11 protein-coding genes are annotated in these 14,178 nt (G+C 72.5%); 6 read left to right on the top strand and 5 right to left on the bottom strand.

Going from position 1 to position 14,178, the window contains the following annotated elements:
• Positions 1–5: 5 nt before the first annotated feature.
• The 3 genes from ABD056_RS03945 to serA form a co-directional block, all read right to left on the bottom strand.
• Positions 6–1,241 carry a glycosyltransferase gene (locus tag ABD056_RS03945; protein WP_343864611.1) on the bottom strand — a complete coding sequence of 412 codons (1,236 nt, stop codon included), beginning with the start codon at positions 1,239–1,241 and terminating at the stop codon, positions 6–8.
• A 73-nt stretch (positions 1,242–1,314) separates the two neighbouring features.
• A complete protein-coding gene (locus ABD056_RS03940) occupies positions 1,315–2,838 on the bottom strand; it encodes a phospholipase D-like domain-containing protein (protein WP_343864609.1) in 1,524 nt (507 codons plus the stop codon).
• A gap of 74 nt (positions 2,839–2,912) precedes the next feature.
• A complete protein-coding gene (gene serA / locus ABD056_RS03935; RefSeq protein ID WP_343864607.1) occupies positions 2,913–4,160 on the bottom strand; it encodes a phosphoglycerate dehydrogenase in 1,248 nt (415 codons plus the stop codon).
• A gap of 322 nt (positions 4,161–4,482) precedes the next feature.
• Here serA and ABD056_RS03930 point away from each other — a divergent pair, with 322 nt between their 5' ends.
• From ABD056_RS03930 to ABD056_RS03920, 3 genes are all read left to right on the top strand, one after another.
• Positions 4,483–6,474, top strand: a complete 1,992-nt coding sequence (locus ABD056_RS03930; RefSeq protein ID WP_343864605.1) for a DUF2207 domain-containing protein — start codon at positions 4,483–4,485, stop codon at positions 6,472–6,474.
• A 68-nt stretch (positions 6,475–6,542) separates the two neighbouring features.
• Entirely contained in the window at positions 6,543–7,727 is a 1,185-nt protein-coding gene (locus ABD056_RS03925) for a GNAT family N-acetyltransferase (protein WP_343864603.1), read from the top strand.
• 89 nt (positions 7,728–7,816) lie between these two features.
• Positions 7,817–8,413 carry a DUF924 family protein gene (locus ABD056_RS03920; RefSeq protein WP_343864601.1) on the top strand — a complete coding sequence of 199 codons (597 nt, stop codon included), beginning with the start codon at positions 7,817–7,819 and terminating at the stop codon, positions 8,411–8,413.
• A 55-nt stretch (positions 8,414–8,468) separates the two neighbouring features.
• On the opposite strand, the gene ABD056_RS03915 is transcribed toward ABD056_RS03920, so the two are convergent.
• A complete protein-coding gene (locus ABD056_RS03915; protein ID WP_343864598.1) occupies positions 8,469–9,164 on the bottom strand; it encodes a GNAT family N-acetyltransferase in 696 nt (231 codons plus the stop codon).
• 102 nt (positions 9,165–9,266) lie between these two features.
• Complete coding sequence (locus tag ABD056_RS03910; protein WP_343864595.1) at positions 9,267–9,965, bottom strand: hypothetical protein; 699 nt, start codon at positions 9,963–9,965, stop codon at positions 9,267–9,269.
• 266 nt (positions 9,966–10,231) lie between these two features.
• Here ABD056_RS03910 and ABD056_RS03905 point away from each other — a divergent pair, with 266 nt between their 5' ends.
• From ABD056_RS03905 to ABD056_RS03895, 3 genes are all read left to right on the top strand, one after another.
• A complete protein-coding gene (locus ABD056_RS03905) occupies positions 10,232–11,026 on the top strand; it encodes an alpha/beta fold hydrolase (protein WP_343864593.1) in 795 nt (264 codons plus the stop codon).
• Positions 11,027–11,282: 256 nt separating this feature from the next.
• The gene (locus ABD056_RS03900; protein ID WP_343864591.1) at positions 11,283–13,544 is read left to right on the top strand and encodes an MASE3 domain-containing protein; all 2,262 of its coding nucleotides are present in this window, start codon (positions 11,283–11,285) and stop codon (positions 13,542–13,544) included.
• 10 nt (positions 13,545–13,554) lie between these two features.
• Positions 13,555–14,061: a GNAT family N-acetyltransferase gene (locus tag ABD056_RS03895; RefSeq protein WP_343864590.1), complete on the top strand. Its 507-nt coding sequence runs from the start codon at positions 13,555–13,557 to the stop codon at positions 14,059–14,061.
• The last annotated feature ends 117 nt before the right edge of the window (positions 14,062–14,178 follow it).

The following is a 14,178-nucleotide window of genomic DNA, read 5'->3' as shown; positions in this document are numbered from 1 at the left end:
CGCCGTCACACCATCGCCAGCCGCCGCTGCAGCGCCTGCCAGGCGGTGCCGGTGCGGGCCGTCAGCTGACCGGCGGCGGCCCGGGCGGCGGCCTGGGCGCGGGCATTGGCGAGCAGCGGCGGCAGCTGCTGCGTCAGGGCTTCCAGGGCAATGGCGGCAGGGGCGCTGAACACCCCCGGCAGTGCCGCCAGGGCGCGCCGGGTGTTGAGCTTCTGCTCCAGGTGGCGCGGCAGCAGCAGTTGCGGCCGGCCAGCCAGGGCGGCGTCCTCGGTGGAGCCGATGCCGCCGTGGTGGATGAGCAGGCTGGCCGGCGCCAGCGCCTCGCGCAGCGGCGGCGCCACCGCATGGACGCGGATCCCGCCGCGCCCCAGCGCCGCCACCTGCTGCGGCGTGGCGCCGTGCAGGAAGGCCTCGCCGCCGATGCGGGCGTTGAGCAGCGCCTGCAGCATCACCCGCGCCGGCCCGTGGTTCAGCCGCAGGTAGGCGAACACCCGCGGCGGTGACGCGGCCGGGGGCGGCGGCAGCGGCGGCGGCGGCCGGTCCCACGGGCCGGCGGCGGCGTCCTCCGGCGGGCGGTGGTCGGCGTAGATCTCCAGCTCCGGCGGCACCGCCATCACCGGGCCGATGCCGAGCATGATCTGCGGCAGCGACTCGGGCCGCGCCAGCCCGCGCGCCGCCTGCACCGCCCGCGCATGGTCGAGCAGCCGGTCCGGCGGCCACACCGGCGGCTGTTCGTCGCCGAGCGGCGGGAAGCGGCCGTCGGGCAGCCCCGGCGGCACCACGAAGCCGTCCCCCACCGGGATCAGCGGCACCCGGCCGCAGCAGGCCAGCGACAGCAGCGGCGAGTAGTCGGCGATCACCACCGCCGGCCGGTGGGCGTCCAGCACCGCATCCCACGCCGCCACCATGGCCGCCAGCCGGTCGCGGTCGGCATAGCCGCACACCCCCATGACATCGGCGAAGGTGGCGGCGCGGAAGGGGCCGGGGCCGTCGTAGCAGCTCTGGTGCACGGGTGCGGCCACCACCGGCACCCCGGCGGCGGCATAGCGCTCGGCCAGGGCGGCGGGATTGCGCGCCGCCACCACCGGCCGCCAGCCGGCGGCGCGCAGGCGGGTGGCGATCATCAGCAGGCGGCTGGCGTGGGCCAGGCCCTCGCCCATCTCCCACGCCAGCAGCACCGGGCGGTCGCGGCCCGGCACCTCGGGCGGGGCGGCAGGAGCGGGGGCGGCGGGGTCGGTCATGGTTGGGTCTCCGGCGGCGGCCATAGGGCGTCGCAGAGACTACACCGTCTCAGACAGGAAAGGCCCCGCCGCCCTACCAGCGCAGGGTGAACAGCCCGCGGGCCCGGCTTTTCAGGTAGCGCCAGGGCTTTTCCGGCCGCTCCGGGTCGGCGATCTGGGTGTGGATGACGAAGGAGTCGATGCCGTCCAGCTCCTCCGGCGCCGCCACCTCCAGCGGCCGCAGGGTGCGCCCCTGGTCGCGGCGCAGGGCCTCGATGGCGGGGATCAGCCGGCCGCAGCGCTGCCAGGCGGCAGTCAGGTCGTCCTCGCCGACGTCCAGGTGCTCGGCCAGCAGGTCGAGCAGGCGGCCACGGATCATGGCGCGGGACTCGTGCTCCTCCGCCCCCGGCGCCACCGCCAGGTCGCATTCGCTGTCGAACCCCATGGACCGGTTGTTGACGTTGGCGGAGCCGACCCGCAGCAGATCCTCGTCGATGATGGTCACCTTGGAGTGGACGTAGATCGGCCGCCCCTTCTGCGTCACCGGGCAGTAGATGCGGAAGCGCCCGGCATGGTCGGCGGCGCGGCAGGCGGTGACCGCCAGCACGCGGGCGGTGTCCATGGTGGTCTGTTCCAGCCAGCCGGAGGCATTGAGCGGGTTGATCACCACCACCTCCGGCGGGTCGGCCTCGCGCAGCCGCTCGGCCAGGGCCTCCACCACCACCCGGCTGGCGAAATACTGGTTCTCCAGGTAGATCAGCCGGCGGGCGCGGGCGATGGCGCGCAGGGTCATGGCCTCGATCTCGAAGATGCCGGCCTGGTCCTGCCACGGCGGCAGGGTGCGGGCGATGGCCACCGGCAGGGTGCGGGCGTGCACCGGCGCCGCCTGCGGCCAGGGGAAGACATCGGCCGGCGTCTCGTCCTGCGGCACCGGCTCCAGCACCTCGCCGGTCGCCCGCCGCCAGCGGTCGCGGCAGAGTTCGCCGAGGGCCTGCGCCGCCTCGCCGTCCACCGCCGACGAGACATCGTGATGGGGGTTGTAGCGGCTGCCGCCGGGGGTGATGCGGCGGCGGTCGTTGTCGCGGTGGGCGCGGGTGTCCCAGCGGCCGCGGGTGATGTCGATGGCCCCCACCATGGCGAAGCGGTCGTCGATGCAGACCACCTTCTGGTGATGGCAGGAGCCGAACGGGTGTTCCCCATCCAGCTTGAAATGGACGCGCTTGGCCAGCTTCCACTGGATGGCGCGGATCGGCCACGGGTTCTGGCGGAAGAAGGTGAAGAACGCCACGTCCCACTTGAGGATGTAGAGATGCAGGTCGGGGCGGCGGTCCACCAGTTCGGTCAGGAACCGCCCCACCTTCACCGACCAGCCGTCGCGCGGGTTGCGGGTGAGCAGGCGGACGCGGGTGTCGAAGTCCCAGCCGACCAGGAAGATGCGCCGCCGCGCCGCCAGGCAGGCCTCGCGGAAGGCGGCGAAATAGTCCTCGCAGTCGACGATCATGCCGAAGCGGTCCGCCTGCGCCACCCGCCAGCAGGTCTCCTCCGGCGCCAGCAGGGGCGGCGGCGGATCGGGGTCGGGGTGGGGCGCGGCGGGCGCGTGCAGGGACCGGGGCGTCATGCGCCCCTAACGCGCGGGCCCGCCCCGACGTTGGGGCGGGCCCGGCGACGCAAAGGAAGAGGCGAGGGCGCCCCTTACGGTTCCTGGCACTGGAGGAAGCGGGTGCGGATGGTGCCGTCGATCTCCTCCAGCTCCCGCCGCACGCCCATGCCCGGCTCGATGATGCCGTCCACGTCCACCACCACGTAGCCGACGCTCTCGTCGGTGCGCAGGTACTGGCCGACGATGTTGAGGCCGCGGCGGCCGAACACGTCGTTGATCTTGGAGATCACGCCCGGCACGTTGCGGTGGATGTGCATGAAGCGCAGGCCGCCCTGGTGGACCGGCAGCATCACTTCCGGGAAGTTGACGGCGCCGACGGTGGAGCCGTTGTCGGAATACTTCACCAGCTTTTCCGCCACTTCGGTGCCGATGTTGGCCTGCGCCTCCTGAGTGGAGCCGCCGATGTGGGGGGTGAGGATGACGTTCTTCATGCCGCGCAGCGGGCTTTCGAAGATGTCTTCCACCGTCGCCGGCTCGACCGGGAAGACGTCCAGCGCTGCGCCGGCCAGGTGCCCGGTGCGCAGGGCTTCGGCCAGGGCGTCGATGTCGACGATCTTGCCGCGGGCGGCATTGACCAGGAAGCTGCCGGGCTTCATCCAGCCGATTTCCGTGGCGGTGATCATGTTGCGGGTCTGGTGGGTGTCCGGCACGTGCAGCGACACGAAGTCCGACACCTCCATCAGCTCCTTCAGGCTGAGGCACGACTGGGCGTTGCCCAGCGCCAGCTTGTCGGCGATGTCGAAGTACCGCACCTTCATGCCCAGCGCCTCGGCGATGATCGACAGCTGGGTGCCGATGTGGCCGTAGCCGACGATGCCGAGGGTCTTGCCGCGCACTTCGGTCGAGCCGGCGGCCGACTTGTCCCAGCCGCCTTCATGGCAGATCCAGTTGCGGCGGGGAATGCCGCGCGCCAGCATGATGATCTCGCCCAGCACCAGTTCCGCCACCGACCGGGTGTTGGAGTAGGGGGCGTTGAACACCGGAATGCCGCGGCACTGGGCGTCGTGCAGGTCGATCTGGTTGGTGCCGATGCAGAAGGCGCCGATCACCATCAGCTTCTCGGCGCTGGCCAGCACGTCCTTCGACAGCTTGGTGCGGGAGCGGATGCCGACCATGTGGGCATCGGCGATGGCCGCCTTGAGGTCGTCGGCGTCGAGGGCGCCCTTGTGCATCTCGATGTTTTCGTAACCGTGCGAGCGCAGATACGCCACGGCGTTGTCGTGGACGTTCTCCAGCAGGACGATCTTGATCTTGTCCTTCGGCAGCGACAGCTTGCTCACGGGCGGGGCCTTCCCATAGCGGCGGTGAACGACGGAGCAAGGACCGCGCGCCATGGGTCGGGACCGGCCCGCGACGGCGCCTTGCGCGGTGCCGCATGGTTAGCACATTGGAAACCGGGGCGGGAGAACCAATTATGCCGGTCGGGCCGGTGCGGCCGTCACTGCACCGCCTTCGCCGGCCGTCGCTGCGCCGCCTTCGGCGGCCGTTGCACCGAAGTCACGGCCGGCGACGTGATCGCCGTCACCCCGGCGGCCGCCGCCCGTGCTATAGTCCCGCCGCCGCGTCCTGCGGCATCCTTCGGGGGGAGAAGGTCGGAGCACCATGACCCGTTCCATGATCCGGGCGCTTTGCGTCCGCGTCGCCGTCATCCTGTGCCTTGTCGTCCTGCCGCCGGTCACGGGCGGTGGGGGCAGCGCCGCGGCGTCCGAGCAGATCACCCGGTTCGCCGCCGACATCGCGGTGCAGCCGTCCGGCGACCTGATGGTGACGGAAACCATCGCCGTGCGGGCCGCCGGCGACCGCATCCGCCGCGGCATCTACCGCGACATCCCGCTCACCGGGCCGGAGGGGCGGCGGCTGGGCTTCTCGCTGGTCAGCGCCGACCGCGACGGCCATCCGGTGCCGACGGAAGTCACCTGGAACGACGCCGGCGTGCGCGTCCGCCTGGGCGACCCGGCGCAGGACCTGCCGCGCGGCAACCATGTCTTCACCCTCACCTACCGCGCCTCCGGCACCCTGACCGCCGGCGAGGCGCACGACCTGCTGCGGTGGGAGGTCACCGGCACCGGCTGGGAGTTCCCCATCGCCGAGGCCGCCGCCCGCGTCACCCTGCCCGGCGCCACGCCGCCGGCCGGCTGGAAGGCGGTCACCGGCGCCGCCGGCAGCGGCGAAAGCAACGTCGACGGCGGCATCGGCAGCGACGGCGCCCTGTCGGTGCGCTCGCGCCTTGCGCTGCCGCCCGGCCACGGCCTGACGGTGGCGGTGGACATCCCGCGCGGCCTTGCCGAAACCGCCGGCGCCATCACCGGCGACGAGCCGCAGGCGGCCGACGCCGACCTCGACCTGGAGCCGATCGCCCCCATGGCCGGCCTGCCCATGGTGCTGGGCGCCGTCGGCGTGGTGCTGATCTATTTCGGCGCCGTGTGGTGGTGGCTCGGCCGTGATCCGGCCGCCGGCCAGATCATCCCGCGCCCCATGCCGCCCGCCAACATGAGCCCGGCGGCGGTGCGCTTCGTCCGCCAGATGGGCTACGACACCCGCTGCCTGGCGGCGGCGCTGGTCAACATGGCCGTCAACGGCTTCCTGACCATCGACCGCCGCGCCGACGGCGGCTGGCAGCTGCATCGCACCGGCGCCCCCGATACCGCCCTGTTCCCCGAGGAACGCGCCGTCGCCAACAAGCTGTTCTTCGCCATGGCCTTCGAACGCGGCCTCGACGACGCCGACGGCCGCTGGCTGCGGCAGGCAAACGACGCCCTGAAGGAAGCGCTGGAGGCCGGCAACAACGACCGCCTGTTCGTCACCAACCGCCTGTTCCTCGGCATCGGCGTCGCCCTGTCGGTGGTGGCCGGCATCGCCATGCTGGCGGCCATCGCCGACATCGGCTCGGCGGTGATCCTCGGCCTCATCCTGGCGGCGGTGGCGGGCATCGCCTGGTTCCTCGGCCGCCACGTGGTGCGCCATGCGCGGCAGGTGGCACGCGGCCGCGGCATCGGGCGGGCGCTGTGGTTCCTTGCCTTCACCGTGGTGCCGGCGCTGCTCATCGGCCTGGTGATCATGGTCGGCATGCTGGCGGTGGTGAGCGTCGCCGTGCTGGCCGGCCTGCTGGCGCTGACCGGCATCGCGGTGTTCTTCGCCTGGGCCCTGAAGGCGCCCACCCACGACGGCCGCCGCGTCCAGGACGAGATCGAGGGCATGGCCGCCTTCATCACCCAGTCGGGCGGCGCGGCCGGTGCCGCCGCCGCCATGGCCGACGCCGCCCTGCCGCCCGACCGCTACCTGCCCTATGCCCTGGCGCTTGATCTGGAACAGTCGTGGGCGCTCGGCTTCGGGGCGGCGCTGGCGGCTTCCGCCGCCGTCGCCTCGGCCGGCATCGGCGACGTGGTGGCCACGCCCCATACCTGGGCGTGGTACGGCGGCGGCGGCGGCGATCCGCTCCGCCTGAGCGACGACCTCGGCCACGGCCTCACCGCCGGCATCGACAGCGTCACCACCGCCCCGGACGGCAGCGGCGACGGCAGCGGCTCGTCGTCCTCGTCCTCCGGCATCAGCGTCGGCGGCGGCTTCGGCGGCGGTGGCGGCGGCGGGTTCTGAGGCGCGGCCTTGCCGCCGGCGGCCGGCGGCCCCACATCGGGCGGCGCCGTCCCCTTCCGCGAGGCCCCATGCCCGACACCGCCGAGGACCGCCTGACGCTTGAAACCACCGGCCGCATCGCCGCCGTCGATGCCGCCGCCTGGGATGCCTGCGCCGGCCCCGACAACCCCTTCGTCAGCCACGCCTTCCTGGCGGCGCTGGAGGAGTCGGGCTCGGTGGGCGGCGAGGCGGGATGGCTGCCGCGCCACCTGCTGCTGCGCGATGCCGCCGGCACCCTGCTGGCGGCGGCGCCGCTCTACGTCAAAAGCCATTCCTACGGCGAGTACGTGTTCGACTGGGCGTGGGCCAATGCCTATGCCCAGGCCGGCGGCCGCTATTACCCCAAGCTGCAGTGCGCCGTGCCCTTCACCCCGGTCACCGGCCCGCGCCTGCTGGTGCGCCCGGACGCGCCCGACCCGGCGGCGCTGCGGCAGGCCCTGGCCGGCGGCATGATCGAGCTGGCGGAGCGGGCCGGCTGTTCCTCCGTCCACATCACCTTCCCGACCGAGACGGAGGCGCAGGCCCTGGGCGGCATGGGGCTGCTCACCCGGCTCGGCACCCAGTACCACTGGGAGAACCGCGGCTACGCCAGCTTCGACGACTTCCTCGCCGGTCTCGCCAGCCGCAAGCGCAAGGACATCCGCAAGGAGCGCGAAAAGGCCCAGGCCACCGGCGTCCGCCTGCGCACCCTGACGGGGGCGGAGATCACCGCCGCCCATTGGGACGCCTTCTTCCGCTTCTACCGCTCCACCAGCGACCGCAAGTGGGGCACGCCCTACCTCACCCGCGCCTTCTTCGACCTGCTGGGCGAGCGCCTGGGCGACCGGGTGGTGCTGGTGATGGGGGAGGACGACGGCCGGCCGGTGTGCGGCGCCCTCAACCTGCGCGGCGGCGACTGCCTGTACGGCCGCAACTGGGGCAGCCTGGGGGAATACCGCTACCTGCACTTCGAAGCCTGCTACTACCGCGCCATCGACTACGCCATCGAACACCGGCTGGCCCGCGTCGAGGCCGGCGCCCAGGGCGAGCACAAGATCAAGCGCGGCTACCTGCCGCAGGCCACCTGGTCGGCCCACTGGATCGCCGATCCCGCCCTGCGCGGCGCCGTCGCCCGCTTCCTGCGGCAGGAAACGGCGATGATGCAGGAGGAGATGGCCGACCTCTGCGACCTCGCCCCCTACCGCCGGGGCGACGGGGCCGACGACAACACTTGAACGGCGGGCCGGCGAGGCCGATATTTGCGCATGATGCCGACGCATGACAGCCATGCGTTCTTTCGAAGTCTGCCGGAGGGTTGCGCGCCATGGTTCCCTTCACCTCGACCGCCCTGCCGCCCTCGGAGACCCTGGCGCGGGTGCTGGCCTTCTGGTTCGGCGCCCCCGGCTCGGAGCAGGAGGGCCAGCCGCGCCCGGAGTGGTTCCGCAGCGATGCCGCCTTCGACGATGCCATCCGCGAGCGCTTCACCGAGGAGATGGAGGCCGCCGCCGACGGCCGTCTCGACAGCCTGATGGACACGCCGCTCGGCTGCGTCGCCCTGTGCATCCTGCTCGACCAGTTCCCGCGCAACGTCTGGCGCGACAGCCCGCGCGCCTTCGCCTGCGACCAGAAGGCGCGCACGGTGGCCCGCCACGCCCTCGACCGCGGCTTTGACGAGCACCTGAAGCCGGTCCACCGGCTGTTCCTCTACCTGCCCTTCGAGCATTCGGAGTGCCTGGCCGACCAGGACCTGAGCGTCGCCCTGTTCGAGGCGGTGGGCGACCCGCAGTGGCTGGACTACGCCCGCCGCCACCACGCAATCATCGAACGGTTCGACCGTTTCCCCCACCGCAACGCCCTGCTCGGCCGCGCCAGCACGGCGGAGGAAGAGGACTTCCTGCGCCAGCACGGGCGCGGCTTCTGACGGCGCGCCGGGGCGGCGGCGCCCGGCCCCCCCCCGCCGGCCCGGCGTCCTTGCCTCAAGGGGTGCGCAGCGGCGTCTTCTGGCGGCCGTCGGCGTCGAAGTTGTCGTCCGCCAGCCAGGCTTCGAAGGCCGCCCGCACCGCCGGCCAGTCGCTGTCGATCAGCGCATACCAGGCGGTGTCGCGGTTGCGGCCGCGGGTGACCATGGCCTGCCGGAAGGTGCCTTCATAGGTGAAGCCCAGCCGCTCCGCCGCCCGGCGGGAGGGGGCGTTGAGGTCGTTGCACTTCCACTCGTAGCGGCGATAGCCCAGCTCGTCGAACACCCGCCGCATCATCAGGTACATGGCCTCGGTGGCGGCGGCGGTGCGGGCGAGCAGGGGGGAATACCAGATGTGCCCGACCTCGATCACCCCGTTGGCCGGGTCGATGCGCAGGTAGGTCGCCCAGCCGACGGCGCGGCCGCTGGCGGTGTCGATGATGGCGAAGGCCTGGGGGTCTTCCGTGGCGGCGAAGGTGGTCAGGAAGGCCCGCATGGCCGCCGCGTCGGCGAACGGGCCGTAGGACATGTAGGTCCAGGTGCGGCCGTCGGCATCGGCGCAGGCGGCCTGCCACAGGTCTTCGGCATGGCGGGCGGGATCGAGGGGTTCCAGCCGGCAGCGGCGGCCGGCAAGGGCGGTGCGCGGCGGTGTCGGGCGCGGCGTCCAGTCGGCGACCTCGGCCCCGACGGGCTGGCCCAGGGTGTTGAGGGGCATCAGGCGGTCCTCCCTGCAGGAATGGACCGCCACGCTACCAGACCCGGCCCCATGCGACAGGGCCATTGGCGGCGGCGAAACGGACGCCGCCGGAGGCTGTTCCTACTCCGCCGCCGCCAGCTGGCGGCCGTCGCCGGCGCCGACGACGCGGTCGGTGGCGTCCTCGGTCAGCCACGCGGCCACCGTGCGGTCGAGGCGGATGAAGGCTTCGACCAGCGAGTCCGCCATGGGGCGGGTGGCGGCGGTCATGTGCTCGACATAGTCGGCGTACTGCAGCAGCTGCCGGCGGCGCAGCGACGACAGGCGGATGCGGCCGTCGGCGATGGCGGCGCGCAGGGCGATCCAGCAGCCCAGGTTGGCGTCCACCGCCTGCCACAGGGCATCGGCGGTGCGGGCCTGGCGCAGGCGATAGGCGGCGCGCACCAGCAGGAAGGCATGGCGGGCCGGCTCCGACGCATCGGCCGGCAGGCGGTTGAGGCGGCGCACGGTGGGGGAGGCGGCGCCGTCGCTGTCGCCGTCACGGAGCAGGCCGTCAGCATCGGCGGCCTCTTCCGCGGCGGCGCGGTTGACGATGCCGATCAGCGGATCGACCGCCGGGCAGCTGCGGGCGCAGAACACGCCGATGTGGGCGGCATCCAGGGCCATCTCCACCGCCTCGTCCTGCATGCCGCGGGCGAGAACTTCCGGCAGGCGGCCATCCACCCGCGCCTCCACCGGGCACCCGAAGTCCTGGCCGCGATGTTCGCAGGCGGCGGTTTCCCGCGCCACGGCGCGAGCCGCAAGTGTCTGATCCCGATGCATCTTCTGACTCCCGCCGATTCTTGGTTTGTCTTATTGATCCTCTGTGCCGGCGGCCCGCGGGCATTTGTCCTTTTCTTCTCGAACCGTCGCATCCGGCAGCAGCTACAACCGTCCGGCGCAGGATTCGGTTCCGGCGGAATCGACGCCTGCCACTTTTGAATATGACCAGCCGAAAGTTTCCCCCTCCGCCGGCTGGGTGCTTGCCTGCGCGGCGGCGCTGAGGCAAACAGGAGGACAAGCAAAATCAATAGGGTGGGAGGCTGCCGGTGACGTCCGACGACGCCCGTTTCCTGGATCTCGGCGATCAACGTCTGGAGTATGTCTGGCACGGACCGGCACCGCAGCAGGCACCGACCCTGGTGTTCCTGCACGAGGGGCTGGGCTGCGTCGGCCTGTGGAAGGACGTGCCGGCCCGCCTGGCGGCCGACCTCGGCCTCGGCGCCCTGGTCTACAGCCGCGCCGGCTATGGCCGCTCCAGCCCCATCACCCTGCCGCGCGGGCCGGACTACCTGATGCCGGAGGCGCTGGACGTGCTGCCGCGGGTGCTGGATGCCACCGGCGTGCGGCAGGCGGTGCTGATCGGCCATTCCGACGGCGGCTCCATCGCCCTCATGGCGGCCGGCGGCGCCGACGACCCGCGCATCGCCGCCATCGTCACCGAGGCGGCGCATGTGTTCGTGGAGGAGATCACCCTGGCCGGCATCCGCGAGGCGCGGGTGGCGTGGGAGACGACGCCGCTGCGCGACCGCCTCGCCCGCCATCACCACGACAACACCGACGCCGCCTTCTTCGGCTGGAACGACACCTGGCAGACCGAGGCCTACCGCACCTGGAACATCGAGCACATGCTGCCCGGCGTGCGGGTGCCGGCGCTGGTCATCCAGGGCGAGGGCGACCAGTACGGCAGCGAGGCGCAGGTGGATGCCATCGTCTCCCAGGTCGGCGGCCCGGTGCGCAAGCTGATGGTGCCCGACTGCGGCCACGTGCCGCACTTCGAGCAGAAGGAGGTGGTGCTGGCCGCCATCGCCGGCTTCATCCGCGAGGTACTGCCGCCGGCCTGACCGCCCCGTCGCCCGGCACCCTGGACGATGGTGCCGAAGGGATACACCCGCCTGGCTCCCGCCCCACGATTCCTATTGCTTTCCATTCGGGAGCGGGGTCTTCTGGGTGTAAACCGTTCGATAACGCAGGCGCGCGATGTCTCCCCGCTCTCCCGAAAGGCCACAGGCTCCGCCCGGCCAAGTGCCGGCGGGCGGTGCGTTGCGCGGCGAGCCGTGGCACGCCCTAGGGATTCCGGCCGCCCTCGGGGCCCTGCTGGTGATCGCCGCCTTCCACAATTTCCTGGTCTTCCACGTGCTGGCGGAGCTGTTCGCCTGCGTGGTGGGCATCGTGCTGTTCGTGGTGGTGGTCAGCACCCGGCGGCTGACGCGCAACGCCTTCCTGCTGTGGATAGGCTGCGGCTATTTCTGGGCGGCGATGGTGGATCTGATCCACACGCTCGCCTACAAGGGCATGCACGTCTTCCCCGGCGACGAGGCCAACCTGCCGACCCAGCTGTGGATCGCCGGGCGGGCGGTGCAGACCGTCACCCTGCTGCTGGCGCCGCTGTTCCTGTCGCGGCCGCTGTCGGCGCCGACCGCCTTCGGCGCCCTGGGCGCGCTGGCGGTGGGGCAGGGGCTGCTGATCGTCGCCGGCCTCTACCCCGACGCCTTCATCGAGGGCATGGGCCTGACCGCCTTCAAGGTGGGGGCGGAATACGTGATGGTGGTGCTGCTGGCGGTGGCGGCCCTGCTGCTGCACCAGCGCCGCAGCCTGCTGGACGACGCCGTGCGCCGGCTGGTCACCGCCTCCATCGTCGTGACGGCGGCCTCGGAACTGTCGTTCACCCTTTACGTCGACGTCTACGGGGTGTCCAACGCCTTCGGCCATATCCTCAAGTTCGTCGCCTTCTGGCTGATCTACCTCGCCATCATCCGCACCACCCTGACGGAGCCGTTCCGGGTGCTGGCGCGTGCCGCGTCGACCTATGACGCGGTGCCCGACGCCACCGTGCTGGTCGGCCCCGACGCCCGCATCGTGCAGGCCAACCGCGCCACCATCGAGGAATTCCGCAAGCCGGCGTCGCAGCTGATCGGCATGCCGGTGCACGAGTTGCTGCACCCCTGGGGTCCCGATGCCGCCAGCTGCCCCGACTGCGTCGCCCTGGCCGCCGGCACGCCGCTGCCGCAGCGGGAGGTGTTCAACCCGCTCACCGGCCACACCTATCTGGTCACCTTCACCCCCATGACCGTCGGCGCCGGCAGCGGCGACCCGGCCGGCACCATCGTGGTGATGCGCGACATCACCGCCCGCCGCCGCGCCGAGGACTGGGTGCGCACCCACGCCGAACGGCTGGCCATGGCGCTGGACAACGGCGAGCTGGGCCTGTGGGACTGGAACGTGCAGACCGGCACCGTCTACTTCAGCCCCAACATGGAGCTGATGCTCGGCTATCCCGCCGGCTCGTGGGAGCGCAACGTCTCGGCGTGGGAAACCCTGGTCCACCCCGACGACCGCCAGCGGGTGATGACCACCCTGACCGCCCACCTGGAAGGGCTGACGCCGATCTACGAATGCGAGCACCGCCTCCGCCGCGCCGACGGCAGCTGGGCGTGGATTCTCGACAAGGGCAAGGTGGTGGAGCGCGACGACGCCGGCCAGCCGGTGCGCGCCGTCGGCACCCACACCGACATCAGCATCCTCAAGCGCCAGCAGGAAGACCTGCGCGACAAATCCCGCCGGCTGGAGGAAAGCAACCGCGACCTGGAGCAGTTCGCCTACGTCGCCAGCCACGACCTGCAGGAGCCGCTACGCATGGTCGCCGGCTACCTGTCGCTGGTGCGCCGCCGCTACGCCGACCGCCTGGACGGCGACGGCCAGGAGTTCATCTCGCTGGCGGTGGACGGCGCCGCCCGCATGTCGCGCCTGATCTCCGACCTGCTGGAATACTCCCGCGTCAGCACCCGGGCGCAGGAGATGCGGGCGGTGCCGGCCGCGGCGGCGGTGGCGCGGGCGGTGGACAGCCTGGGCGCCGCCATCGCCGAAGCGGCGGCGGAGGTGGTCATCGCCGAGCGCCTGCCGGTGGTGCAGGCCGATCCGGCCCAGCTTGAACGCCTGTTCCAGAACCTGATCGGCAATGCGGTGAAGTATCGCGCCGCCGACCGCCACCCGGTCATCCAGGTGAGCGAGGAGCCGGATGCCCCGCCCGGCTTCGCCGCCTTTGCCGTCAGCGACAACGGCATCGGCATCGCGCCGGCCGATCACGACCGCATCTTCCAGATCTTCACCCGCCTGCATGGCCGCGCCGAGTACGAGGGCACCGGCATCGGCCTCGCCGTCTGCAAGCGCATCGTCGACCGCCACGGCGGCACCATCGCCGTGCGGTCGGCCGAGGGCAGCGGTGCCACCTTCGTCTTCACCCTGCCGCTGGCCGAGCCCGTCGCCGCCGCCGACACCCTGCCGGCCGCGCCCGCCATCCCCGCCCCGGCCGAGCCGCCGCTACTGCCGATGGCTCCGGCGGCCGGCAGCGCGACGGCCTGAGGCGGCGGCGGTGCGGATCGTCGCGGCCCGAGCGGAAGATGCCCGCGCCATTGCCGAGGTGCATGTGGCGTCGTGGCGGGCGACCTATGCCGGCCTCATCCCCGACCGGGTGCTCGACAGCCTGACGGTGGCCGAGCGCACCGCCCTGTGGCAGCGGGTGCTGGCCCCCGGCAGCGGCTGGGTGATCGTCGCCCGCGACGGCGACCGGGTGGTGGGCTTCGTCAGCGGCCTCGACGCCCGCGACGGCGACGACGAGGCCCGCGACGGCGAGATCCTGGCCCTCTACCTGCTGCCGGAGTACCACCGCCGCGGCATCGGCCGCCACCTGTTTGCCGCCGCCTGTCGACGGTTGGCCGCCGACGGTTTCCGCTCCCTGCGGCTGTGGGTGCTGGCCGGCAACCCGACCCGCGGTTTCTACCGCCGCCTGGGCGGCCGCGCCGACCGGCGGGAGGACGACCTGATCGGCGGCGTGCGGGTGCCGGCGGTGCGCTACACCTGGGACCGCCTTCCGGGATAGGGGCCGGGGGTTCTCCCGTCGCCGCCGCCACCCCTGTACCACTGCACACTTGCACCGGCCGGGTCGGCCCTCATACTCAGGGCGAGGCGCCGCCGACCGGCGTCTGTCGCCAGGAAA

It is taken from the genome of Caenispirillum bisanense (assembly GCF_039523075.1).
GTDB classification, from domain to species: Bacteria; Pseudomonadota; Alphaproteobacteria; order Rhodospirillales; family Rhodospirillaceae; genus Caenispirillum; species Caenispirillum bisanense.
This window is presented reverse-complemented; position numbering and strand designations above follow the sequence as displayed.

Coding starts and splice junctions, on each gene's coding strand:
- ABD056_RS03915 (WP_343864598.1), bottom strand. CDS start 9,164: ATGCCCCTCAACACCCTGGGCCAGCCCGTCGGGGCCGAGGTCGCCGAC.
- ABD056_RS03930 (WP_343864605.1), top strand. CDS start 4,483: ATGACCCGTTCCATGATCCGGGCGCTTTGCGTCCGCGTCGCCGTCATC.
- ABD056_RS03945 (WP_343864611.1), bottom strand. CDS start 1,241: ATGACCGACCCCGCCGCCCCCGCTCCTGCCGCCCCGCCCGAGGTGCCG.
- ABD056_RS03920 (WP_343864601.1), top strand. CDS start 7,817: ATGGTTCCCTTCACCTCGACCGCCCTGCCGCCCTCGGAGACCCTGGCG.
- ABD056_RS03940 (WP_343864609.1), bottom strand. CDS start 2,838: ATGACGCCCCGGTCCCTGCACGCGCCCGCCGCGCCCCACCCCGACCCC.
- ABD056_RS03925 (WP_343864603.1), top strand. CDS start 6,543: ATGCCCGACACCGCCGAGGACCGCCTGACGCTTGAAACCACCGGCCGC.
- ABD056_RS03910 (WP_343864595.1), bottom strand. CDS start 9,965: ATGCATCGGGATCAGACACTTGCGGCTCGCGCCGTGGCGCGGGAAACC.